We start from the raw sequence: 22,093 nt of genomic DNA, 5'->3' as shown, positions 1-22,093 counted from the left end.
TTATTTGCTTTCTGAATCTTCTTCGAGATACATTCTCCTTACTTTCTTAAACAATTCTGAAGAGTATACAAAGTCTGTTACCGCTTCGTTATCGGTTTTAAAGATCTCTTTGTTACTGCCTTCCCATTCCAGAAGTCCGTTTTTCAGGAATATGATCTTTTCACCAATTTCCATTACTGAGTTCATGTCATGGGTATTGATTACCGTAGTAATGTTGTATTCCTTAGTAATTTCCTGAATCAGATTGTCGATAACAATAGCCGTTTTAGGGTCAAGTCCTGAGTTAGGCTCATCGCAGAACAGATATTTAGGATTATTTACAATAGCTCTGGCTATTGCGACGCGTTTTTGCATTCCACCTGAAATCTCAGACGGCATTTTATGATGTGCATCTATCAGATTTACTCTTTCAATAACAAAATCAACACGTTCTTTTATCTCTTTCGGTGTTTTATTAGAAAACATTTTTAATGGAAAACCAACGTTTTCTTCTACGGTCATACTGTCGAACAAAGCGCTTCCTTGAAAAACCATTCCCATTTCGGTTCTGAGATCCTGTTTTTCGTCTTTTGACATTTCCGAATAAATCCTTCCGTCAAATGAAATCGTTCCGTTCTCAGGAGTATGTATGCCTAAAAGAGACTTTAAAAATACAGTTTTTCCAGATCCGCTCTGACCAATGACTAAACTGGTTTGACCTGCTTCAAAAAGGGTTGAAATTCCTTTTAAAACTTTTTGTGTGCCAAATGTTTTTTCTAAATTTTTGACTTCTATCATTAGCTTAATAACATTTGGGTTAAAATATAATTCATCAAAATAATAACAACCGATGTCCAGACGAAAGATACAGTACTGGCTTTACCTACTTCTAAAGCTCCGCCTTTCATGTAAAAACCATGGAAAGAAGGTATTGTGGCAAGAATGAATGCAAAGACTACTGTTTTGATAAAAGCGTAAGCGATGTGAAACGGAATAAAATCTTCCTGTAAACCGGTAATGAATTCGTTACTGGAAGCAAACCCTCCGTATACAGTAGCCATCCATCCGCCTAAATTCCCTAAGAACATAGCAATCCCGATCACAAACGGATACAAAAGCAGAGCTATAATTTTCGGGAAAACCAAATAGTTCAAAGAATTAACTCCCATTACTTCCAATGCGTCTATCTGTTCCGTTACTCTCATGGTTCCGATACTCGAAGTTATGAAAGAGCCCATTTTACCAGCCATGATGATGGAAACAAAAGTAGGCGCAAATTCTAAAATAACAGATTGTCTTGTTGCAAACCCGATCAGATATTTGGGGATTAAAGGATTAGTAAGGTTCAATGCCGTTTGAATTGCAACAACTCCACCAACGAAAAACGAAATAAAACAAACAATTCCTAATGAATCGATCACTAAGTCGTTTACCTCTTTTAAAATTAACTGTTTCATTACGTTCCATTTAGTATGACGACTAAATATTTCTTTGAGCATAATGAAATATTTTCCTATTTGAGATAAAATTCGAATTACAAACATATATTCTGAAAATATTGGCTAAAGTACTAAATTAATGTGGCAATACAGCAATTTGAAAATTTGAAAATGATAAAATCTTGTTTTTCAATGTTCCTTATGATCTGATCTGTTAATGCAACAACTTTTCTTTCATTTTCTTCCAACGATATTGTCTGATAAATTTAGCTTGTTCTTGGTTGACTAATAATGGCTTTTTATCTTTTTTAGCTTTCCAAAACCCGTTGAGGTAATCTATAAAAAGGAATGGTTTTCCTTTTCGTAAAGCTAATTTCAACGATGCAATTGCTGTAATTATAAAACCATAACCTAAAGAATAAAAAGCTTCGCCTTGTTTGTAGCGGGAGGATTTGTTATAATTAGCACCGGTGGGTTTTAAATGTTTGACGTGCAGGCTTTCGTCTGTTGTAACTTGCCAACCGTAAAATTTACAAAGTAGTTCATCTACAGTGTCCCAACCCATAGCGGGTTTTAGTCCGCCAATTTGTTCGAAGCATGCTTTGCGATAGGCTTTAAAAGCACCACGGATATGATCTTTATCAGTTAAGTTCTCTAAAATCCATTCTCCGTTTTTTTCTATATAAGCAAAACCGCCAACCATTCCTAATCTTGGGTCAGATTGAAAGTGCTTAACAATCATTTCAAAGTAGTTCTCGGGAAAAATCAAGTCGGCATCAGCTTTTACAATGAAATCATAATCGGTATCCAGCGTTTCCAAACCTTTGTTAAAAGCTAAAATAACTTTACTTCCCGGTAAATGTAATGCTTCAGAAGAATTATTGATCAAAGATAGCCAAGAGTATTTCTCGGAAAATTGATCTATGATGTCTTCTGTGTTATCCGTAGAATTGTCATTGACAACTACCACTTTGCTCGGTAAAACGGTTTGGTTTGCCAAAGATTCTAGTGTTAATCCAATCAGATTAGCTTCATTATGAGCCGGGATGACAATGTAAAACTTCATAGAAAATGGTAATTCAAAACAAAAATAAGCAATTAAGAGGTTACAGCAGAAATATCTTTATTTTTGTAGAGAAAATAAAGTTTTGCATGGATATAAAGGTTGCTGTTATTTTAGTTACATATAATGGAGAAAGATGGCTTGAAAAATGCCTGAAATCTCTGCAAAACTCTATTTTTAAGGTTCAGGTTATTGCAATAGACAACGCTTCAACAGACAACTCTATTTCTATTTTAAAGGAATTTGATTTTGTAGAACTAATTCAGTCAAAAGAAAATTTAGGTTTTGGTAAGGCTAATAATATTGGGATACATAAAGCAATAGAAGCTGGTTTTGAGTATCTTTTTTTACTAAATCAAGATACTTGGATTTATCCGCAAACTATTCAGAATTTAGTTCTGATAGCGGATGGTAATCCAGATTATGGAATTGTAAGTCCAGTGCATTTTTCGGCAGATGAAAAGGCTTTAGATGCTAATTTTGAAATGTATTGGAATAGGAAAACTAGAGCTGTTTCTCAGGTTGTCGATGAAGTACCATTTATAAATGCTGCGGCTTGGCTGTTACCTAAACGAGTAATCGAAAAAGTAGGGTATTTTGAACCGATGTTCAGTCATTATGGAGAGGATAGGAATTATTCAGACAGGGTACACTATCACGGTTTTAAAACCATAGTGGTTAAAAATTCAGAAATTTGTCATGACAGGATAATTTCGAGAAGTTTTCAAAAAGATATCAAGCAATCTAAATATAAAATGTTGGCTGAAGTTTTAGATGTTAATCAGTCATGGTTAAAAGCATATTTTTCAGCTTTTCGTTCTGCTATTGGTTTGCCTAAATATTTCTCTAAATTCTATAGTTTGGAGCAAACTCTTTCGATGGCAGTTCAATTAGTGGGATATTATGTTTTGCTGAAATTACATTTTTTAACCATTTTTAAAGCAAGAAAAAGTTATCGTTAATGCAAGACGTACAATCACATAAACAGGCATTTTGGTTTACTTTGATTAATTATTTAGGGATTGCTATCGGAGTGATTTCTACGGTTTTTGTATATCCTAACGATAAAGATTTTTTAGGTAAAGTTGGTTTTGTAGATAGTATTGCGCAAATGTTGTATCCGATTCTGGTATTTGGCGGAGCACAAGCTCTGATTCACTTCTATCCGAATCTTTCCGATAATAATAAACGCCAGCTTTTTAAATACGGAATTTTTACGATTTCGGGAATTGGTATTGGAGTATTGTTGCTATTATTGTTAGGACAATTTCTCATTGACTGGGATCGTTACCGGTATTTATTTTTTGCCTTTCCGTTAGCTGTTGTGTTGGCGTTTGTTGAATTGTTTAAACGGCAGGCAGCCAATTTGCAGAAAATTGCAGTTCCGACATTTTATGAGAAGATAATCCCGAAAATAGCCCTTCCGGTAGTTTTTGTATTGGTTTTACTCGGTTGGATGACAGAAAGTATAGCCATCACAACATTTATAGCCTTTTACTTTTTGCTCTTATTGTTGTTGAGTCAATATCTCTTTCGCTTTTTTTCAATCAGAGGAGAAGGGAGTTTCCAGGAACTCTTTACAGAAATTCCTAAGAAAGAATATTTAAGCTATTGTTTCTATACTTTTATTGGAAGCTTCGGTTCTTTTTTAGCTTTTAGAGTAGATGGTTTTATGATTCCGTTATTTTGCGAGTTTGAAGACAACGGGACTTATAGGATCGCTGTGAATTTGGCTTCGGCTTTGGCAATTCCTGCCACAGGATTATTTACAATATGTGCTCCTCAGGTTTCAGCTTTAATTAAAAATGAAGATTGGAATACATTGCAGATGAAATATGTGGAAACAGCTAAAGTATTGTTTTTTATAGGGGCGATTGTTTTAGGCTGTGTTTTTTTGGGAATTGAATCGTTTTTTGAATTCTTGCCTACGGGACAAAAATTAATGGCTTCGGTTCCTATTATCTATGTTTTAGGAAGTAATGTGTTGTTTAATATGGCAACCGGCTTTAATTCGGAAATTATTTCGTATTCCAAATACTATCGCTTCAATATTGTTTCTGTTTTAATTTTAGTGATTTTGAATATTTCATTGAATTGGTATTTCTTAACACAAACCGAAATCAGAATTTTAGGTGTGGCCATCGCTTCTTTTATTGCCATGGCACTTTTTAATATAGCTAAATTGATTTTTATCTATAAAAAATTTGGCATACTTCCGTTTGATAAAAGTTATGCCAAATTAATTTTAGTGTTGAATATTACATTTTTCGGAATTTATGCAATGCCGAAATTCGAAAACTTGTGGGTGGAAGTAGCTGTGAAAGTGACATTTTTTTTAGTAGTCACTTTAAGCTTAGTACTTCAAATGCAATTGATCCCGGCGATAAATTTCTGGTTTAATAAATTTAGAAAATAATCCGGATTACATCTGGTATACAAAAGCATTGATGTTCATTCCGGCTCCTACTGAGGCAAACATAATAATATCACCTTTGTTAAGTTCATGTTTTTCCAGCTTGTTTTTGACCAATAGATCGTATAACGTCGGAATTGTTGCTACACTGGAATTTCCAAGTTTATGAATACTCATAGGCATCACTCCGTCTGGTGGTGTTTGCTTGTATAAACGGAAGAATCGTTGAATAATAGCTTCATCCATTTTTTCATTGGCTTGGTGAATCAATATTTTTTTGACTTTCTCTATAGGAACCCCGCTTTTATCTAAACATGCTGCCATAGCTTTCGGTACATTGCTTAATGAGAATTCATAAATTTTTCGACCATGCATTTTAATGTAGCGAACATCTGGATCCAGTTGTTTGTCATAAGAATTGCCAAAGAATAAATAGTAAGCCTCATCATAGGTAAAAGTGGCTGATTCATGTGCTAAGACTCCACCTTCTTCTTCCGTTGCTTCAATAATAGTAGCTCCTGCACCGTCTGAATAGATCATAGAATCCCTGTCGTGCATGTCTACAACACGTGATAGTGTTTCAGCACCGATCACTAAACATTTTTTTGCCATTCCGGCTTTGATAAAAGCCTGAGCCTGAATAACCCCTTCAACCCAACCCGGACATCCGAATAAAATATCATAGGCTACACATTTAGGGTTCTTAATTTTTAAACTGTGTTTTACTCGTGAGGCTAAACTGGGTAGAATATCAGATTGAATAGCACCTTTTTTTACGTCGCCGAAATTGTGAGCCAGAATAATATAATCTAATGTTTCCGGGTCAATTTTAGCATCATCAATAGCCCGTTGTGCTGCAATTGCAGCGATGTCAGACGACAATAGATCATCAGTGACATATCTTCGTTCTTCAATTCCGGTTATCTCTAAAAATTTTTGAGCAATAATTTCATTAGGTTGCGGAAATTGTGTTCCGTCTTCATTTAAAAAATTGTGTCGAGCAAAGTCTAAGTTGGTTACTTTTTCAGTAGGAACATAAGAACCTGATCCTGTTATTTTGATATTCATTTTTTATTCAATTTTAGAACAAGCCAAGTTAGTTATTTAATATGTATATAGGCTTTTTAAGGTGAAATATTTTGACATAATTGTCAAATTATTAAGATAAAATCATTTTTTTAGCATTTTGATAAAAAAAGTAAGTTAAGTAAATTTTATTTGCATCACTGTCGCCATACTTTGTGACATTGTTTTCATTTGTTCGGCTTTTGGTCCTGAAAAATATTCGTCTAAAGTAGTAAAAAGATGCTTGAGCCATGTTTTGTAATGCTCTCCGGAAAATGGACTTTGGCCGTGTACCTTTTTGTGTATTTCAATCATGTTTTTAAAATAGCCACCTCTTAAAAAGAGAGCTTGTTCCCAAAAAGTGGCTAATGTCTCAAAGTGCTCCGGCAGTTGTTGGCTAACCGTTGTGGTTTCTGTAAAAAAATGTTTGATAGTATCATCAACTAAGAGCTTGTTATAAAATTTTTCCATGATTAGTAACAAATCTTCTCGGGTCTCAATATCTTTCATTTTAATTTATTTTTTCAAAAGTAATTAACAACTAGGGATTAAAAATTGATTTTTGTCATAAAAAAAGGTTTTAGGCGTTTGCCTAAAACCTTTTACAGTGTTTATTTAGTTTTATATAATATTATTACATATATGCTTCAATCGGAGCACAAGAACAAATTAAGTTTCTGTCGCCATAAGCATCATCAACACGTCTTACCGTTGGCCAGAATTTGTTTTCAGCAATATAGTCTAACGGGTAAGCAGCTTGCTCTCTTGTATAAGGCATGTTCCAGTCGTTAGCTGTTAGCATAGCTAAAGTGTGAGGTGCATTTTTCAATACATTATTAGTATCTTCTTTACTCGCTGTTTCAATTTCTTTACGAATAGAGATCATTGCATCGCAAAAACGATCTAATTCCCCTAAATCTTCTGATTCCGTCGGTTCAACCATTAAAGTTCCGGCAACCGGGAATGAAACAGTCGGAGCATGGAATCCGTAATCCATTAAACGTTTAGCGATATCTGTCACTTCAATTCCTTTTTCTTTGAATGCTCTACAATCTAAGATCATCTCGTGAGCAGCTCTTCCCATTTCTCCGGAATATAGAACAGGATAGTGTTCCGTTAAACGCGCTTTCATATAGTTAGCGTTTAAGATAGCATATTTTGTGGCTTCTGTTAAACCTTCGGCCCCCATCATGCTAATATATCCATAAGAGATCAGACAAACTAAAGCAGATCCGTAAGGTGCAGCAGAAATGGCAGAAATAGCATGTTCTCCGCCTACTTTTATAATAGGATTGGTAGGTAAGAAATCGACTAATTTTTCGTTAACACAAATCGGACCAACACCAGGTCCACCACCACCGTGAGGGATAGCAAACGTTTTGTGTAAGTTTAAGTGGCAAACATCAGCACCAATTGTAGCCGGATTGGTTAATCCAACCTGAGCATTCATATTCGCACCGTCCATATAAACAAGACCTCCATTTTCGTGAATGATGTTAGTGATTTGTCGGATAGCACTTTCGTAAACACCATGTGTAGATGGATAAGTAACCATCAAACACGCTAGTTTATCTTTGTTTGCAATAGCTTTTTCTCTTAAATCTTCTACGTCAATATTTCCTTCAGGAGTTGTTTTGGTTACTATGATATTCATCCCGGCCATAGCAGCAGAAGCAGGATTGGTGCCGTGAGCAGAAGCAGGAATTAAACAAACTGTTCTGTGATGGTCACCTCTTGACTGATGATACGCTCTAATCGTCATTAGACCCGCATATTCACCTTGAGCACCAGAGTTCGGTTGTAAAGTAGTTCCCTTGAAACCGGTAATTACATTCAGTTGATCCTCCAGTTTTTTCAGCATAATTTGATACCCTTCTGTTTGCTCAGCCGGAGCAAAAGGGTGAATGCTGTTCCAGTTTGGCATAGAAAGCGGTAACATTTCAGAGGCCGCATTTAACTTCATGGTACATGAACCTAATGAAATCATTGAGTGATTTAAAGATAAATCTTTGCGTTCTAATTTTTTAATATAACGCATTAATTGCGTTTCCGAGTGATGGTTGTTGAATACCTCGTGTGGTAAGAATGTTGAGGTTCTCATCAATTGGCTCGGGATATGTTCGGTAGAAGCTAATTCGTTAACAGTGAATATTTCTTTGCCTAAGGCTTCTGCAAAAATGAAAATAATCTCATTAATGTCTTTTAAAGAAGTTGTTTCATTGAAAGCTATAGCGATAGTTTCGTTGTCAATGTAGTAGAAGTTTACTTCTTTGTCTTCCGCAACGGTTTTTACTTTGTTAGCATCTGCTTTTACAACAATGGTGTCAAAATAAGCCGTATTTGTCTGGTAAACACCTAATTGATTCAAAGCTTCTGCGGTAGTAACTGCGGCAGCATGCGTTTTGTTTGCAATATATTGTAATCCTTTAGGTCCGTGATACACAGCATACATTCCTGCCATAACCGCTAATAATACCTGAGCAGTACAGATATTAGATGTCGCTTTTTCACGTTTAATATGTTGCTCACGGGTTTGCAAAGCCATACGTAGTGCTCGGTTTCCGTTAGCGTCAACAGTAACCCCGATGATACGTCCCGGCATAGAACGTTTGTATTCTTCTTTAGTTGCAAAGTAAGCGGCATGAGGACCGCCGTAGCCCATTGGGATACCGAAACGTTGCGTAGTTCCTACAACGACATCAGCACCTATTTCTCCCGGAGGAGTTAATTTTACAAGGGATAAGATATCAGCAGCAACAGCAACTTTTATATCGTTTTCTTTGGCTTTGGCAATAAAACCTGCATAGTCATAAACCTGACCGAATTTTCCGGGATATTGTAAAACAGCGCCAAAGAAATCATTCGTAAATTCAAAAGTTTCATGATCTCCTACAACTATTTCAATACCGATAGGAGTGGAACGTGTTTGAAGAACGGAAAGTGTCTGTGGTAAAATTTCTTCAGAAACGAAGAATTTATTCACATTATTTTTCTTTTGATCGCGGGTTCTTACGTCAAAAAGCAAGGCCATTGCTTCAGCAGCGGCTGTACCTTCGTCTAGAAGTGACGCATTAGCAATCTCCATTCCGGTAAGTTCAATGATCGTAGTCTGGAAATTCAAAAGAGCTTCTAAACGGCCTTGTGCAATTTCTGCCTGATAAGGCGTGTAAGCAGTATACCATCCCGGGTTTTCGAAAATGTTTCTTTGGATAGGAGCCGGTACAATTGTAGGGTGGTATCCTAAACCGATATAAGATTTGAAAACTTTATTTTTTTGACCTAATTCTAAAATATGATTTGCATACTCATATTCAGTCATCGCCGGGTCTAATTGAAGAGGAGATTTTAGTTTAATGTCATCAGGTAAAGTTTCGTAGATCAATTGGTCTAACGAATCTACACCAATCGTGTCCAACATTTGATTTAGGTCAGCTTCTCTCGGACCTAAGTGTCTCAAAGCAAATGCATCTGTTCTCATTAATCAATAATGTGTATTTGAAATTTGTGTTGTTTAAAAAGTAAGCAAATGTAATTATTAATCTTGTAATATTTAGTTTTTAAAAATTGATTTTTTGTGATTTTTTCAACTAAACGATGTTCTTATTAACACATTTGTTATTTTTTTAAAATATCTCTAAGTAGTAAGGATACTTTTAAAGAGTACAATGATATTTTTCAGTATTTTTTGTTTCAATAATGGAAAATACTCCGGTTCAACTTTATTTCGATTCTTTTATTGCTTTTGGATGTTATCGTTCTAATATTGAATTTGTTACCCCGTAGTTTCGACTGATTTTTAAAATCAGGTATTTGTACTATTATTTGGATTCTTATGAAGTGCTAGTTTTATGACTGTAATATTACAATTAATAAAAATGGAGCCAGAAACCATCTTAAACGGGGCAAAACCTGAAAAGCCATAAGAGTAGGGAACAAAGTAAAAAATTATGTCAAAATTATCAAAATCAGAGTTAGCAGCAATTGACCTAATGATTGCGCAACTAGAGGAAGAAGGAGCGCCAAGTTTTAAATCATTTATTTCATCGGTAGTGCATGCCGTGACTGATGTAGCGTCGGCAGCAACAAATGTTGCAACAAGCGCAGCTCATGCTGTTTCCGATGTAGCAACGGCTGCTTGTCCGGCTGTACAAGTAGCAGCGCAGGTGTGTCCTGCAGTAGCAGCTGCCGGAGCTGAGATCACTGAAAAAAGTGCATTAAATTCTATTAAAGAAAGCGGATTGGAATCAGTGTTAACATTGGAGCAATTGAAAGCAATAAGACAAAAGAATTCGTAATATGTTATTCTTATTACTAGTAGCAATGCTTGCCATATTTACTGTGGTAAGCATTCTTTATCAAATAAAGGGGCTACAAAAGGCGATACAAAAATGGGATAAATTCGGGTTGCTGCCTAATTATTGCTTTTTTGCACCTAATCCGTTATTGAATGATTACAGAATAGTTTTTAAAAGGATAAATTCGGAACAAGAAGAATGGGAAGAGGTACCTATTTATATGGAGTTTAAAATTGTTAGAATATTTTGGAACCCTTTTAAATATTATAACAAAGGACTAATAGATTCGTGTCATTTTCTGATCGATGAATTTAACGTTTTGGAGAATAAAAAAGGGATACAGTTCTCTGTTTTTTACCTAAATATTTTAACGCTCATATCTAATTTTCTTAAGGAGGAAAGAAATTATAAAAATGAAAGTATTGTGAGATTCAGTATCGTTTCTTCAAAGGGAATAAAAGATATTGCAATCGATCATGTGATGTTTGCATCTTATAATCAAATAATTTAAGAACAATGGAGATAAATTTAACCGTAAATACAGCATATACTATTAGTGTGTATATCCTTTTAGTTTCAACTTTTGTTTCAACTTTAGAACTTTCAAGTATTCCCGCACTCTATCTGGATTTTGTTTATCCTTCAATAAAAGTTAAGAATAAATATTCAAGATGGAGGGTTTTTAACTATGTTTTACTAAGTTTAGTTTTGCTTGCTTTTTTGTTTTTCTCTTTCGGGGAAATAAAATATTTTAAAATAACTTTTTTGCTGATTACAGGCGGAGTCTTTTATTTGTATAAAGTAAGGACGGTCAGTAAAGACGGGGCAGACCAAATGAGATTACTGGCCTTACTTTCTTTTTCTCTTTGTTTTCTGGTAGAAAATGAGAAAGGAATGCTTTTGTCAGTTGTCTTTGTCGGAGCTCAGGTTTTAATTGCGTATGCTACTTCCGGAATAGCAAAACTTTTGTCACCCAGTTGGAGAAAAGGAAATCTACTTTCAGGAATTTTGAGTACGTATTCTTATGGAATACCCGGGATTTCTTTATTTTTAAAGAAGCATCCTGTAATAGAGAAGTTAGCATCTCATTCCGCAATCATAACAATGATTTTGGTTCCGGTATGTTTCTTTATTCCTCAACCCGAATTCATCTATATCTCATTGTGTTGTATCTTTCTTTTTCATTTCAGTACGGCAGTATTAATGGGATTAAATGATTTTTTATTGACATTTCCTTTGACTTATCCGGGAGTGTTGATCCTTCATGGAATTGTACATGGATATTTAACAGTAGGACAATTATTATGAACCAGAAAGTTGTTTTTTTTGACGGAATATGTGCTATGTGTAATTATTTGGTTCTGTTTGTTTTAGAAAAAGATAAAAACAAGCAGACAAAATTTATTTCATTACAATCTCAAAGTGCAAAAGAGTTATTGGATAAGTATAAGGTTCAGTATAATGTTGAAGAATTGACAACGATATTTTATCTAAAAAATGAAACTGTTTATACGCATTCAGATGCTATTTTGGAATTGTTGATCGATATTAAATATTATAAAACAGTTGCAAAAATTTTTAAAAAGATTCCAGTTTCTTTGAGAAACGGAATTTATTCACTTATTGCAGATAAAAGATATTTCTGGTTCGGAAAAACAGAAGCTTGTCAATTATTAACAAAAGAAGAAAGAAGCAGAATAATTGAATGATTGGCTGTATTATAAAAGTACGTTTGTATAATGTAAACAGAGAAAAAAGCAGATGAATGACTGTTTGTAATTACTTTTTTAGCTAAATTATGTTCTTATTCACACATTTGTTATTTTTGCCGAATGCGTTTTTTACAGAAAGTACTCGATTTTTATATTGAAAGCAGTATTCATGTTGCTTTAGCGGTTTATGCCTTGATAAGGGTTACTTTTTTGAAATTGCACCTGCCTTATGACGAAGCTGTGGCTTATTTTGGTTTTTACGGAACTATTGTAGGGTATAATTTTATTAAATATGACGAATTAGCCAGAGTACGTCGGGTTCCTTTGACCAATCGGTTTAAAGCGATCATCGGTTTAAGTTTTTTGTGCTTTTGTGCAACACTCTGCTATTTTTGGCAATTACAGTCCATAACAAAGTGGATAGGAATTGGTTCTTTGCTTTTAACGGTTTTATATACTATTCCTTTTTTTCCGAACAAGTCCAATATGCGAAATTGGAGCGGAATAAAAATCTATTTAGTAGCGATCGCATGGGTAGCCGTTACAGTTTGGCTTCCGGTGATCAATGCGCATTATTCTATAGACCTGATTGTAGTTTTAAAAAGCCTACAGCGCTTCATTTTGGTTTTTGTGCTGATGTTGATCTTTGAGATTGTCGATCTGCAATTTGACGAGTTGTATTTAAAAACCATTCCACAGCAAATAGGAGAGAAAAGAACAAAATGGCTGGCTTATGGTTTATTGTTTCTTTTTGTTTTACTCGACTTTTTCAAACCTTATGTGTCAAAGCAGCAGTTTTTTGTAAATACTTTTTTTGCTTTGGTCTTAGGGATCTTTACTTTTTATGCTAATTCCAGAAGAAATAAATATTTTACGAGCCTCTGGGCTGAAAGTTTACCGATTTTTTGGTTGGTGATGTTGTTGGTTTTTGAAAGGTAGATTATATTATAATTTCAAAATGGTTGTTGCACTTATTGATTGCGGGAATTACATTTTTCCAACAGTAATTTTTGTTTTCACCTAATTCAAATTCGCCAAAAACAAAAATGTGTAATTTATCAATTCCTAATATTTTTAATTGATTAATAATTTTTTTGAAAAGCTCAATTTTAGTTAGTTGATCTTCATTTTTTAATAAAAGTAAATGAGAATAATCGATTGGTATTTTTATGCGAAGTTCAATAAAATCCTCATAAATAATAAATCGAAATTCTTCTTGAACTAATTCATATTTAATTTCAGGAATTAACAAGCTTATCCGTTCTCTTAAAAAAACTTTTTCAGTTACTCCATTTATAGAAATTGTTTTGTCGAATAAAATAGAACTACTATCATAAACCATTTCAATATTTAAATGTAGTTTTTGAGATAAATCGTTAGCTAAAGTTTTAAAATCTGAAATATTTAATTCATGTTTGCAAGTAATTCCAAGATGTTGATAGGTTTCTTTGAGGTTATTCATTTAATATTGGTGTCCAGTTTAATGTTGCTTCTATTTCTTTTCTAAAAAAAGTACTAATTTCAATAGGAGTTCTTCTTATATATTCTTCTGCTATTACACTTTTATTTCCTTTTAATTCTTTTAAATATTCGATTCTTCTTTCAGATTCGATTTGACGAATTATATCACCTTTATCATTTTTAATATTCCAATTTTCTCCTAAATTTGTCCAAATCACAGCGTCAAAATCAGTTTTTTTTATCCAATTTTTAATTTCTTCTTTAAAAAGGAATTTTGAAGAAAAAGTATCTTTATTTTTATCATAACTTCCAATACTATTTCTTCCAGAACCTTCCCTAACTGCTAAATTTAAAATTGCTTCTTCCAAATTGTGATAATTTGATAAAGTAAATAAAACAGGAACTTTTGTGCCGTTTTCTGTTATAACTAAAGTTAATCTACCGTCTTTCGAAATTCTTGCAAATTCAATAGGCAAAATTGGACCATCTTTTTGCCAACCAAAAGTTTTGTTATATGCTAATTCTTTGGGTTGCCAAATTAAGGAACCCCAACCAAGGATTGCTATTTTCATTTTAATTGTTTCTTTAATTTTACCAAAATTCTGACGGATCAGACCATTCGTTACCACCACCACCATCATTGTAAGAGTCTTCGATTGTGTATCTTTCAGAATTATTCTCGTTATTGAATTTTTCTTCAATTTCAGTATTTTTAATTTCAATCTCAAAATCTAAATTTTCTAAATATTCTTTAACGATTGAGGTTATTTCTAATTCACTTTTATTCAATTTATAATCAACTAGATAATCATATAATGTGAATAGTTTGTCATTTATTATTACGTTAAAAGATTTGATTAATTTATTATCATGTTTTACAATTGTACTATCCTCATATCCATATTTTTCTCCAACATTAAAATATTTTAATTCAATAAAAGGTGTTTCTTTAGTTAGTATTGCCATGATTTCAAATAGTTCTTGAGAATTAAATTTTTTAAAAAAAATTGTAGAAATCAGATAAATTGAAATTTCTTTATAATCTTGATATGTTTTTGGGAGTTTTGGAAACTCATTAAATGGATCATATCTTTTCTTTTCACCTAAGTGAATTTTAATTCGGAGTGCTATTTTCTTGTTTGTTAAAAAGATATCCTCCCAAGAATTTGTATGATTGTTAAATTTTCTATATTCATGTTTTACCCAATTATATTTGTCTTTATCTAAATAGTTTTTTAATGTATATTGCCTTTCGTTTGTGTAATCTATTGGTTTTGCAAAATCTACTTGATATTTAGGTTTCATATTTTTGAGTTTGAAAGTAATTAGTATTGCTTTTTTAAAGTATATTAACTAAACTTTTATATTTTAGAAATAAGGAATTGTTTTTCCTAAAAATAACGAAAAAAGGATTACCAATATTTCATCGGTAATCCTTTTTGTTTCATTTTATTAACAATCTAAACCAATCCCGCTCTTTTTAACAAAGCTTCCGGTGTCGGTTCATGACCACGGAATTTTTTATACAACTCCATCGGGTGTTCGGTTCCTCCTTTAGAAAGAACGTACTCTTTGAATTTCGCAGCCACTTCTTTGTTGAAGATGCCTTTTTCTTCAAAGTAAGCAAAAGCATCAGCATCTAAAACTTCTGCCCATTTGTAACTATAATAACCGGAAGAATAGCCGCCTTGAAAAATATGTGAAAAGGAAGTACTCATGCAGTTTTCAGCTACATCCGGATACAGTTTAGTACTTTCAAATGCTTTTAATTCAAATTTTTTGACATCCTCTATAGGTTGAGGTTTTCCGTGATAAGCCATGTCAAGCAAACCAAAGCTCAGTTGGCGAACCGTAGCCAATCCTTCTAAAAAGTTGGCACTTTCTTTAATTTTATCTACATATTCCTGCGGAATAATTTCTCCGGTTTCATAATGTGTAGCAAATAATGCCAGAGCTTCCGGTTGGTAACACCAGTTTTCCATGATTTGACTCGGCAATTCTACAAAATCCCAATACACAGAAGTTCCTGACAAACTCGGATAAGTAGTATTTGCTAACATACCATGCAAACCATGTCCGAATTCGTGAAACAAAGTAGTAACTTCATTAAAAGTTAACAAAGATGGTTTGGTTTTAGTGGGTGGTGTAAAATTACATACATTGGAAATATGCGGACGCTCGTTGATTCCGTTTTTGATAAATTGTGATTTAAAGGAAGTCATCCAGGCACCGTTTCGCTTTCCTTTTCTAGGGAAAAAATCAGCATAAAAAAGCGCAACAAGATTGCCTTCAAAGTCTACAACTTCGTATGTTTTTACATCTTCGTGATATTTGTCGATGTCAAATATCTCTTTAAATGTAATTCCGTATAATTTTTCAGCAACGGTAAAGGCACCTTGTAAAACATTTTCTAATTTGAAATACGGTTTTAATTTTTCATCATCTAAATTGAATTTTTTCTGTTTCAATTTTTCCGAATAATAAGCACCATCCCATTTTTCCAGATGCTCAATTCCGTCTGATTCTTTTGCAAAAGCAGTAAGTTCGGCAAATTCCTTTTCAGCAGCTGGTTTGGCTTTTTCTAAAAGATCATTTAAAAACGATTGAACTTTTTCCGGACTTTGAGCCATTCGTTCTTCCAGAACAAAATGAGCATGAGAAGCATAACCTAATAAGTTGGCGCGCTCGTGACGCAAACGAACGATATCTTTAACGTTTTGCTGATTGTCAAATTCGTTATTTTGAAATGCTTTTTTCCCGTAAGCAATAGAAATTTCTTTTCGTAATTCTCTATTATCAACATAGGTTACAAAAGGCAAATAACTTGGAAAATCCAAAGTAAAGATCCAACCTTCAACATTTTTACTTTTGGCTAAGTCGGCTGCGGCTTCTTTAGCACCTTCCGGTAAACCTTGTAAATCGGCTTCATTCGTAACATGTAACTGGTAATTGTTGGTCTCTGCCAAAACGTTTTCGCCAAAAGTCAATTTAAGTTTAGCTAATTGTGTATCGATCTCGCGAAGCTTTTTCTTCTGCTCTTCATTCAATAAAGCGCCGTTGCGAACAAAACCTTTGTATTTTTTGTCCAATAACGTTTGCTGTTCCACAGTAAGAGACAGATTGTCTTTTGTATCATAAATTGCTTTGACTCTTTTGAACAGATATTCATTTAAAGTGATATCATTGCTGAATTCAGTCAGCCAAGGCGATACTTCTTGAGCGATTTTTTGCATTTCATCAGAAGTTTCTGCTGAATTTAAGTTGAAAAAGATGCTGGATAAACGATCTAATTCTTGTCCGGCAAAATCTAAAGCAGCAATTGTATTATCAAAATCAGGCGCTTTTGTATCGTGAATTATGCAATCGATTTCCTGCTTTGCCTTTGCTATGCAAGCTTCGAACGCCGGTTTGTAATCAGACAGTTGAATTTGGCTGAAAGGAGCCGAATTATATTTAGTGTTAAATTTTTCCAAAAAAGTGTTCATAATTTTGTTTTTATCGATAAAGTGTATAGATTTGCCGACGAAATGCTACAACGAATGCATTAATTAATCAGAAAGAGTAGAATTTTTTTTATAGTTGTCACTTAATTGTGGATGGAAATACCCCGATCTTTTCGGGGTATTCTATTTTTATATCCTAAGCTTTCAAGTCGGCTGCGGCTTTTAAAACAGCTTGTTTTAAACTTTCTTTATAGGCAACGATCTTGTCTAATATAGTTTTATCACTGCTTCCTATGATCTGAGCGGCTAAAATACCGGCATTCTTTGCCCCGTTCAGTGCTACAGTCGCCACAGGAACACCGCCCGGCATTTGCAGAATGGATAGGACAGAATCCCAACCGTCAATAGAATTGCTCGATTTTACCGGAACACCGATAACCGGAAGCGGACTCATAGAAGCCACCATCCCCGGTAAATGTGCGGCACCTCCGGCACCGGCAATAATGACAGAAATTCCTCTGTTGTGCGCATTTGAACTGAAATCTACTAATTTTTCAGGCGTACGGTGTGCAGAAACAATATCTACTTCTACCTCAATTCCGAATTCTTTTATGATGTTGATGGCGTCTTGCATTACCGGCATATCTGAAATGCTGCCCATTACTACTGCTACTTTCATTTAATTAAGTCGTAATTTAATTATTTATAGTTGTTGTTTTTTACGTTTAGAAAATAAAAATACAATTATCCAATGAATTAAATAATCTATGATAAAATAAAAATGGTTGATTCCTTTTATTTCATCATTATCTAACCATTCTGTTTTTTGAAAAGCAAAAGGAAACCCTATGTTGATGCTAACTTTATTCGGTGAAATCAATAGGTAAAATCCTTCAATAAAATATCTAAAGCAAGTAATTAAGCAGAAAAAAATAAAAGAATAAATGCTAATTCTAAAAAATGATTTTATTTTTTTCAAATCTTCAAATTAACACATTATTAAATTGAAATCACTTTAATACTATTCTTCACTTCTTCAGCAACTCGTCTGGCTTCTGTCATATCTTCATTTACAATCGTTACATGTCCCATTTTCCGGAAAGGGCGTGTTTCTCTTTTGCCGTAAATGTGTGGTGTAACGCCATCGATAGCCATTATCTTTTCAATGTTTTCATAAACGACTTGACCGCTATAGCCTTCTTCACCTACTAAGTTAACCATAATTCCGGCAACTTTACTATCGGTATTTCCTAAAGGTAAGTCTAAAATAGCACGGATGTGGTTTTCAAATTGAGAAGTATAGCTAGCTTCAATAGAGTAATGTCCCGAATTATGTGGTCTTGGAGCCACTTCGTTCACCAAGATTTCATCGTTGTCTGTTTGGAACATTTCAACAGCTAATAAGCCCACATGGTTAAATGCTTCCGAAACTTTTAAAGCAATTGCCCGGGCTTTTTTAGCGACAGCTTCGTCGATACGAGCCGGACAAATAACATACTCTACCTGATTTGCTTCCGGATGAAATTCCATTTCAACAACCGGATACGTTTTGATTTCGCCTGAAGTACTTCGGGCAACAATAACCGCCAATTCGTTCTTAAAAGGAACCATGTCTTCTGCCAAACATTCTACATCGGGTAAGTTTATTAAGTCCATAGCCGAACGGCAAATTTGCACACCATTACCGTCATATCCGCCTTGTGCACTTTTCCAGACAAAAGGAAAATCCAGTTCGTCCTTATTCAAAGCTTGGTGTAAATCATCAAGTCCCACAAAACGTTGGTGTTTTGAAGTAGGGATATTGTGTTTTACGTAAAAATCTTTTTGTTTGCCTTTGTTTTGTATCAGACGTAATGTTTGAGGTGACGGGTAAACCGGTAAGCCTTCTTCTTCCAATTTTTCCAAAGCTTCAAGGTTTACGTTTTCGATTTCAATGGTTAAGAGATCCACCATTTTTCCTAATTGGTAAACCGTATCGTAATCAATTAAACTTCCTTTGTAAAAAGCATTGCATCCGAATCGGGAAGGAGCTTCGGCACTTGGGTCTAAAACCACGGTCTGTATATCAAATTTTCGGGTTTCGGTCAGGAGCATTTTTCCCAATTGGCCTCCTCCTAAAATTCCTAATTTAAAGTCTGATGAAAAGTAATTCATTTGTTTTGCGTTGTTTGCCTGCAAAGATACTCAGACAATTACGAATTCACAATGATGCGCCTGTAATTTGTTATCGGTTCAGTTTCTTTAAAAGATTGCGTGCGACACTTTGGTAAGCTGCTGAATGATCGGGGAAATCCTGCGCTAAGATCAGTTTTAAATCGTCGGCGATCCAAGGGTACTTTTTACTTAGCACAAATAAAGCTTTCATAGCATAGACTTTAGCAGCTACTTTTTCATTTTGGATCAAGCGATCTAAAAGAACCTCAATGATGTTGTGTTCCTGTTCAGTACTCAGTGAAATACCATTTTTACGATGATTGCTTTTTACTAGAAAAAAGCAAATCTTGGTAGCTGGTCGTATAGCGGAATCGTTTTGTAGAAGCGGCAGAGTTTCACAGAAAGCATCAATGTATGGGACAAAGAGCTTTAATTTTTTCTCGCATACGAATTCTAACCCCCAAAAGGCTTTAACGTGATTTTCATTTGAAGAGGAAAAAGCAATAGCGGTTAATTCGTTAATTTTTTCTTTGCGAATAACGTAATTACAAATACTCATTCTACTTTTTCGGTGAGCCGTACTTTCTGTTAATTTTTCTTCCAGTTCCGTTTTCATACTGTAAATATATCTAATTTGCAAAAAAGTTCAACACTTTAAACCTATATCTTGAATACTTCCTTAAATTTGTGGTTTATTGCAAAAAAAATAAGAGAAGTGATTCAACTACACGATAAAACTTTTGAGCCTTTTATATCAGCGCAAGAGTTAGACTATGCTATTCAAAATGTAGCCAAACAGATTGAAGATGATTTTTTTGATGATGTTCCGGTATTCATCGGAGTCTTAAACGGATCTTTTATGTTTTTTTCCGATTTGTTGAAACATTATTCACGCCCGTGTGAAGTAAGTTTTATCAAGTTGGCATCTTACGAAGGAACACAATCCACTAACGATGTAAAGCAACTTATTGGTCTTAATCAGAACCTGAAAGGGAGAAGTGTTATTGTGGTTGAGGATATTGTAGATACCGGAAATACAGTAGTAGAACTAAAAAAAATGTTCAAAGCACAAGAAGTAAAGCACTTCAAGATTGCAACACTTTTCTTTAAACCGGAAGCCTATACAAAAGATATCAAACTGGATTATGTAGGAATTCGCATTCCAAACAAGTTTATTGTAGGCTTTGGTTTAGATTACGACGGATTAGGAAGAAATTTAAAACAAGTATATCAACTTTCAAATACAAACAACACAATGATTAATATAGTATTGTTCGGTAAACCGGGAGCAGGAAAAGGAACTCAGGCAGAATTTTTAAAAGAAAAATACAACTTAGTGCACTTGTCAACCGGAGATATTTTCCGTTACAACATAAAAAATAATACCGAACTAGGTCAGCTAGCAAAATCGTATATGGATAAAGGCGATTTAGTTCCGGATGAAGTAACTATAAAAATGCTTCAGGATGAAGTAGAGAAAAATCCGAATGCTAAAGGCTTCTTATTTGATGGTTTTCCAAGAACTATTGCACAAGCTGATGCTTTAGATACATTTTTACAAACTAAAAACTGGGAAGTAACGGCAACCGTTGCTCTTGAAGCAGATGATGAAATTCTGGTGCAACGTTTGTTAGAAAGAGGAAAAACATCAGGAAGACCAGACGATCAGGACGAGGAAAAAATCCGCAATCGCTACCAAGAATACAATGAAAAAACAGCACCATTAATTGATTATTATAAAGCACAGCATAAATTTCATTCTGTAGACGGAATAGGATCTATTGCCGAAGTTACGGAACGCTTATCAGCTGTTATTGATAAATTATAAATGATTTTTCAGATCATTTTCAAAAAGCTTCCTTTTAAGGAAGCTTTTTTTATAAAAAACAGTATGTAAAAAGTTGATGAGAAAATCGGCTAATAAATATTACCTTTGCAAAAATGTTTAACAGAAGACGAAGTTAAATTTCTAACTTCCAACTTCTAACTTCTAAATTCAGTTATGACCGAAGGGAATTTTGTAGATTACGTAAAAATATATGTAGCATCGGGAAAAGGAGGGAAAGGTTCAACTCACTTGCATCGAGAAAAATTTATTGATAAAGGAGGACCCGACGGAGGTGACGGAGGTCGTGGCGGACATGTTATACTAAAGGGGAATAAGAACCTTTGGACATTATACCATTTGAAATTTACGAAGCATGTGAAAGCCGGTCACGGAGGCGACGGAGGGAGTAGCAGAAGTACCGGTGCCGATGGTGAAGATAAGATCATAGAAGTGCCTTTAGGAACTGTGGTAAAAGACAAAGAAACAGATGAAGTGCTGTTTGAAATTACCGAAGACGGTGAAGAAAAGATCCTAGCTCGCGGAGGAAAAGGAGGGTTAGGGAACTGGCATTTCAGAAGTGCAACCAATCAAACTCCTCGTTATGCTCAACCCGGACTTTCGGGGGAAGAACTGGATATAATTCTGGAATTAAAAGTTTTGGCTGATGTAGGTTTGGTCGGTTTTCCTAATGCAGGGAAATCAACGTTGCTTTCAGTGTTAACAGCAGCGAAGCCTAAGATCGCTGATTATCCGTTTACAACTTTAAAACCGAATCTGGGAATTGTGGCTTATCGTGATTTCCAATCGTTTGTTATTGCCGATATTCCGGGAATTATTGAAGGGGCTGCTGAAGGAAAAGGCTTAGGTCATTATTTTCTGCGTCATATTGAGCGCAATTCGACTTTGTTGTTCTTAATTCCGGCAGATGCTGATGATATTAAAAAGGAATATGAAATTCTTCTGGATGAACTTCGTCGTTATAATCCTGAAATGCTGGATAAAGACCGTTTGATTGTTGTTTCAAAATCAGACATGCTCGACGAAGAGTTAAAAGCTGAGATGAAAGAGGAACTTGATGTAGCTTTTAGAGGTCTCAATTATATGTTCATTTCTTCGGTAGCACAACAGGGACTTCAGGAATTGAAAGATAAATTATGGAAAATGCTTAATGCTTAAAAAACAAAAACAACCTTAGGGTTGTTTTTTTATGTCTGTTAAAAATAACCTAAAAAAGGGAGCGA

General features: G+C 34.4%; 22 protein-coding genes. 9 read left to right on the top strand and 13 right to left on the bottom strand.

Features of this window, described 5'->3' with window-relative positions:
- The 3 genes from NHF50_RS04665 to NHF50_RS04655 form a co-directional block, all read right to left on the bottom strand.
- Nucleotides 1–777, bottom strand: a complete 777-nt coding sequence (locus NHF50_RS04665; RefSeq protein ID WP_109568572.1) for an ABC transporter ATP-binding protein — start codon at nucleotides 775–777, stop codon at nucleotides 1–3.
- Nucleotides 777–1,523: an ABC transporter permease gene (locus tag NHF50_RS04660; protein WP_109568571.1), complete on the bottom strand. Its 747-nt coding sequence runs from the start codon at nucleotides 1,521–1,523 to the stop codon at nucleotides 777–779. The genes NHF50_RS04665 and NHF50_RS04660 overlap by 1 nt, the downstream gene beginning before the upstream one ends.
- A gap of 109 nt (nucleotides 1,524–1,632) precedes the next feature.
- Entirely contained in the window at nucleotides 1,633–2,484 is an 852-nt protein-coding gene (locus NHF50_RS04655) for a glycosyltransferase family 2 protein (protein ID WP_109568570.1), read from the bottom strand.
- Nucleotides 2,485–2,570: 86 nt separating this feature from the next.
- On the opposite strand from NHF50_RS04655, the gene NHF50_RS04650 reads away from it, so the two are divergent.
- Together NHF50_RS04650 and NHF50_RS04645 are read left to right on the top strand one after the other, a co-directional pair.
- A complete protein-coding gene (locus NHF50_RS04650) occupies nucleotides 2,571–3,443 on the top strand; it encodes a glycosyltransferase family 2 protein (protein WP_252775211.1) in 873 nt (290 codons plus the stop codon).
- Nucleotides 3,443–4,897, top strand: coding sequence for a lipopolysaccharide biosynthesis protein (locus NHF50_RS04645; RefSeq protein ID WP_252775210.1), 1,455 nt, complete (start codon nucleotides 3,443–3,445; stop codon nucleotides 4,895–4,897). The genes NHF50_RS04650 and NHF50_RS04645 overlap by 1 nt, the downstream gene beginning before the upstream one ends.
- Nucleotides 4,898–4,903: 6 nt before the next feature.
- Here NHF50_RS04645 and NHF50_RS04640 read toward each other — a convergent pair whose 3' ends face one another.
- The 3 genes from NHF50_RS04640 to gcvP form a co-directional block, all read right to left on the bottom strand.
- Nucleotides 4,904–5,962, bottom strand: coding sequence for a 3-oxoacyl-ACP synthase III family protein (locus NHF50_RS04640; RefSeq protein WP_252775209.1), 1,059 nt, complete (start codon nucleotides 5,960–5,962; stop codon nucleotides 4,904–4,906).
- A 135-nt stretch (nucleotides 5,963–6,097) separates the two neighbouring features.
- Nucleotides 6,098–6,469: a group III truncated hemoglobin gene (locus tag NHF50_RS04635; RefSeq protein ID WP_252775208.1), complete on the bottom strand. Its 372-nt coding sequence runs from the start codon at nucleotides 6,467–6,469 to the stop codon at nucleotides 6,098–6,100.
- A gap of 124 nt (nucleotides 6,470–6,593) precedes the next feature.
- A complete protein-coding gene (gcvP, locus tag NHF50_RS04630; RefSeq protein ID WP_252775207.1) occupies nucleotides 6,594–9,437 on the bottom strand; it encodes an aminomethyl-transferring glycine dehydrogenase in 2,844 nt (947 codons plus the stop codon).
- Between the two features lie 469 nt (nucleotides 9,438–9,906).
- Between gcvP and NHF50_RS04625 the strand changes: the two genes are divergently transcribed.
- From NHF50_RS04625 to NHF50_RS04605, 5 genes are all read left to right on the top strand, one after another.
- Nucleotides 9,907–10,254, top strand: a complete 348-nt coding sequence (locus NHF50_RS04625; protein WP_146193363.1) for a hypothetical protein — start codon at nucleotides 9,907–9,909, stop codon at nucleotides 10,252–10,254.
- Nucleotide 10,255: 1 nt separating this feature from the next.
- On the top strand, nucleotides 10,256–10,765 hold the full coding sequence (locus NHF50_RS04620) for a hypothetical protein (RefSeq protein ID WP_252775206.1): 510 nt from the start codon (nucleotides 10,256–10,258) through the stop codon (nucleotides 10,763–10,765).
- Between the two features lie 5 nt (nucleotides 10,766–10,770).
- Complete coding sequence (locus tag NHF50_RS04615; RefSeq protein ID WP_109568563.1) at nucleotides 10,771–11,562, top strand: hypothetical protein; 792 nt, start codon at nucleotides 10,771–10,773, stop codon at nucleotides 11,560–11,562.
- Complete coding sequence (locus NHF50_RS04610; RefSeq protein ID WP_109568562.1) at nucleotides 11,559–11,963, top strand: thiol-disulfide oxidoreductase DCC family protein; 405 nt, start codon at nucleotides 11,559–11,561, stop codon at nucleotides 11,961–11,963. Before NHF50_RS04615 ends, NHF50_RS04610 begins: the two co-directional genes overlap by 4 nt.
- A gap of 123 nt (nucleotides 11,964–12,086) precedes the next feature.
- Nucleotides 12,087–12,905 (top strand): hypothetical protein, encoded by an 819-nt coding sequence (locus NHF50_RS04605; RefSeq protein WP_252775205.1) that lies wholly within the window; start codon nucleotides 12,087–12,089, stop codon nucleotides 12,903–12,905.
- A 1-nt stretch (nucleotide 12,906) separates the two neighbouring features.
- On the opposite strand, the gene NHF50_RS04600 is transcribed toward NHF50_RS04605, so the two are convergent.
- The 7 genes from NHF50_RS04600 to NHF50_RS04570 all read right to left on the bottom strand — a co-directional run bounded on the left by NHF50_RS04600 (nucleotide 12,907) and on the right by NHF50_RS04570 (nucleotide 19,640).
- Nucleotides 12,907–13,428: a hypothetical protein gene (locus NHF50_RS04600; protein WP_252775204.1), complete on the bottom strand. Its 522-nt coding sequence runs from the start codon at nucleotides 13,426–13,428 to the stop codon at nucleotides 12,907–12,909.
- On the bottom strand, nucleotides 13,421–13,999 hold the full coding sequence (locus NHF50_RS04595) for a hypothetical protein (protein ID WP_252775203.1): 579 nt from the start codon (nucleotides 13,997–13,999) through the stop codon (nucleotides 13,421–13,423). Before NHF50_RS04595 ends, NHF50_RS04600 begins: the two co-directional genes overlap by 8 nt.
- Nucleotides 14,000–14,018: 19 nt before the next feature.
- On the bottom strand, nucleotides 14,019–14,732 hold the full coding sequence (locus NHF50_RS04590; RefSeq protein ID WP_109568559.1) for a hypothetical protein: 714 nt from the start codon (nucleotides 14,730–14,732) through the stop codon (nucleotides 14,019–14,021).
- Between the two features lie 155 nt (nucleotides 14,733–14,887).
- On the bottom strand, nucleotides 14,888–16,912 hold the full coding sequence (locus tag NHF50_RS04585) for a M3 family metallopeptidase (RefSeq protein ID WP_252775202.1): 2,025 nt from the start codon (nucleotides 16,910–16,912) through the stop codon (nucleotides 14,888–14,890).
- Between the two features lie 154 nt (nucleotides 16,913–17,066).
- The gene (purE, locus tag NHF50_RS04580) at nucleotides 17,067–17,549 is read right to left on the bottom strand and encodes a 5-(carboxyamino)imidazole ribonucleotide mutase (protein ID WP_109568557.1); all 483 of its coding nucleotides are present in this window, start codon (nucleotides 17,547–17,549) and stop codon (nucleotides 17,067–17,069) included.
- Nucleotides 17,550–17,869: 320 nt separating this feature from the next.
- A complete protein-coding gene (locus NHF50_RS04575; protein ID WP_252775201.1) occupies nucleotides 17,870–19,024 on the bottom strand; it encodes a 5-(carboxyamino)imidazole ribonucleotide synthase in 1,155 nt (384 codons plus the stop codon).
- Nucleotides 19,025–19,094: 70 nt separating this feature from the next.
- Nucleotides 19,095–19,640 (bottom strand): hypothetical protein, encoded by a 546-nt coding sequence (locus tag NHF50_RS04570; protein ID WP_252775200.1) that lies wholly within the window; start codon nucleotides 19,638–19,640, stop codon nucleotides 19,095–19,097.
- Nucleotides 19,641–19,739: 99 nt separating this feature from the next.
- Here NHF50_RS04570 and NHF50_RS04565 point away from each other — a divergent pair, with 99 nt between their 5' ends.
- Together NHF50_RS04565 and obgE are read left to right on the top strand one after the other, a co-directional pair.
- Nucleotides 19,740–20,852: an adenylate kinase gene (locus NHF50_RS04565; protein ID WP_109568554.1), complete on the top strand. Its 1,113-nt coding sequence runs from the start codon at nucleotides 19,740–19,742 to the stop codon at nucleotides 20,850–20,852.
- Between the two features lie 174 nt (nucleotides 20,853–21,026).
- Nucleotides 21,027–22,028, top strand: a complete 1,002-nt coding sequence (obgE, locus tag NHF50_RS04560; protein WP_109568553.1) for a GTPase ObgE — start codon at nucleotides 21,027–21,029, stop codon at nucleotides 22,026–22,028.
- Nucleotides 22,029–22,093 lie beyond the last annotated feature (65 nt).

The sequence above is a fragment of the Flavobacterium sp. NRK F10 genome, from assembly GCF_024054235.1.
Classification (GTDB): domain Bacteria; phylum Bacteroidota; class Bacteroidia; order Flavobacteriales; family Flavobacteriaceae; genus Flavobacterium; species Flavobacterium sediminis.
Note: the sequence above shows the minus strand (reverse complement) of the source record. Positions and strands in the feature narration are given on the sequence as shown.

What these genes read in the sequence shown, in the direction of transcription:
- NHF50_RS04640 (WP_252775209.1), bottom strand. Translation starts at nt 5,962, where the DNA reads ATGAATATCAAAATAACAGGATCAGGTTCTTATGTTCCTACTGAAAAA.
- NHF50_RS04595 (WP_252775203.1), bottom strand. Translation starts at nt 13,999, where the DNA reads ATGAAAATAGCAATCCTTGGTTGGGGTTCCTTAATTTGGCAACCCAAA.
- NHF50_RS04655 (WP_109568570.1), bottom strand. Translation starts at nt 2,484, where the DNA reads ATGAAGTTTTACATTGTCATCCCGGCTCATAATGAAGCTAATCTGATT.
- obgE (WP_109568553.1), top strand. Translation starts at nt 21,027, where the DNA reads ATGACCGAAGGGAATTTTGTAGATTACGTAAAAATATATGTAGCATCG.
- NHF50_RS04660 (WP_109568571.1), bottom strand. Translation starts at nt 1,523, where the DNA reads ATGTTTGTAATTCGAATTTTATCTCAAATAGGAAAATATTTCATTATG.
- NHF50_RS04575 (WP_252775201.1), bottom strand. Translation starts at nt 19,024, where the DNA reads ATGAATTACTTTTCATCAGACTTTAAATTAGGAATTTTAGGAGGAGGC.
- NHF50_RS04570 (WP_252775200.1), bottom strand. Translation starts at nt 19,640, where the DNA reads ATGAAAACGGAACTGGAAGAAAAATTAACAGAAAGTACGGCTCACCGA.
- NHF50_RS04610 (WP_109568562.1), top strand. Translation starts at nt 11,559, where the DNA reads ATGAACCAGAAAGTTGTTTTTTTTGACGGAATATGTGCTATGTGTAAT.
- NHF50_RS04645 (WP_252775210.1), top strand. Translation starts at nt 3,443, where the DNA reads ATGCAAGACGTACAATCACATAAACAGGCATTTTGGTTTACTTTGATT.
- NHF50_RS04625 (WP_146193363.1), top strand. Translation starts at nt 9,907, where the DNA reads ATGTCAAAATTATCAAAATCAGAGTTAGCAGCAATTGACCTAATGATT.
- NHF50_RS04605 (WP_252775205.1), top strand. Translation starts at nt 12,087, where the DNA reads ATGCGTTTTTTACAGAAAGTACTCGATTTTTATATTGAAAGCAGTATT.
- NHF50_RS04650 (WP_252775211.1), top strand. Translation starts at nt 2,571, where the DNA reads ATGGATATAAAGGTTGCTGTTATTTTAGTTACATATAATGGAGAAAGA.
- NHF50_RS04590 (WP_109568559.1), bottom strand. Translation starts at nt 14,732, where the DNA reads ATGAAACCTAAATATCAAGTAGATTTTGCAAAACCAATAGATTACACA.
- purE (WP_109568557.1), bottom strand. Translation starts at nt 17,549, where the DNA reads ATGAAAGTAGCAGTAGTAATGGGCAGCATTTCAGATATGCCGGTAATG.
- NHF50_RS04665 (WP_109568572.1), bottom strand. Translation starts at nt 777, where the DNA reads ATGATAGAAGTCAAAAATTTAGAAAAAACATTTGGCACACAAAAAGTT.
- NHF50_RS04615 (WP_109568563.1), top strand. Translation starts at nt 10,771, where the DNA reads ATGGAGATAAATTTAACCGTAAATACAGCATATACTATTAGTGTGTAT.
- gcvP (WP_252775207.1), bottom strand. Translation starts at nt 9,437, where the DNA reads ATGAGAACAGATGCATTTGCTTTGAGACACTTAGGTCCGAGAGAAGCT.
- NHF50_RS04585 (WP_252775202.1), bottom strand. Translation starts at nt 16,912, where the DNA reads ATGAACACTTTTTTGGAAAAATTTAACACTAAATATAATTCGGCTCCT.
- NHF50_RS04600 (WP_252775204.1), bottom strand. Translation starts at nt 13,428, where the DNA reads ATGAATAACCTCAAAGAAACCTATCAACATCTTGGAATTACTTGCAAA.
- NHF50_RS04620 (WP_252775206.1), top strand. Translation starts at nt 10,256, where the DNA reads ATGTTATTCTTATTACTAGTAGCAATGCTTGCCATATTTACTGTGGTA.
- NHF50_RS04635 (WP_252775208.1), bottom strand. Translation starts at nt 6,469, where the DNA reads ATGAAAGATATTGAGACCCGAGAAGATTTGTTACTAATCATGGAAAAA.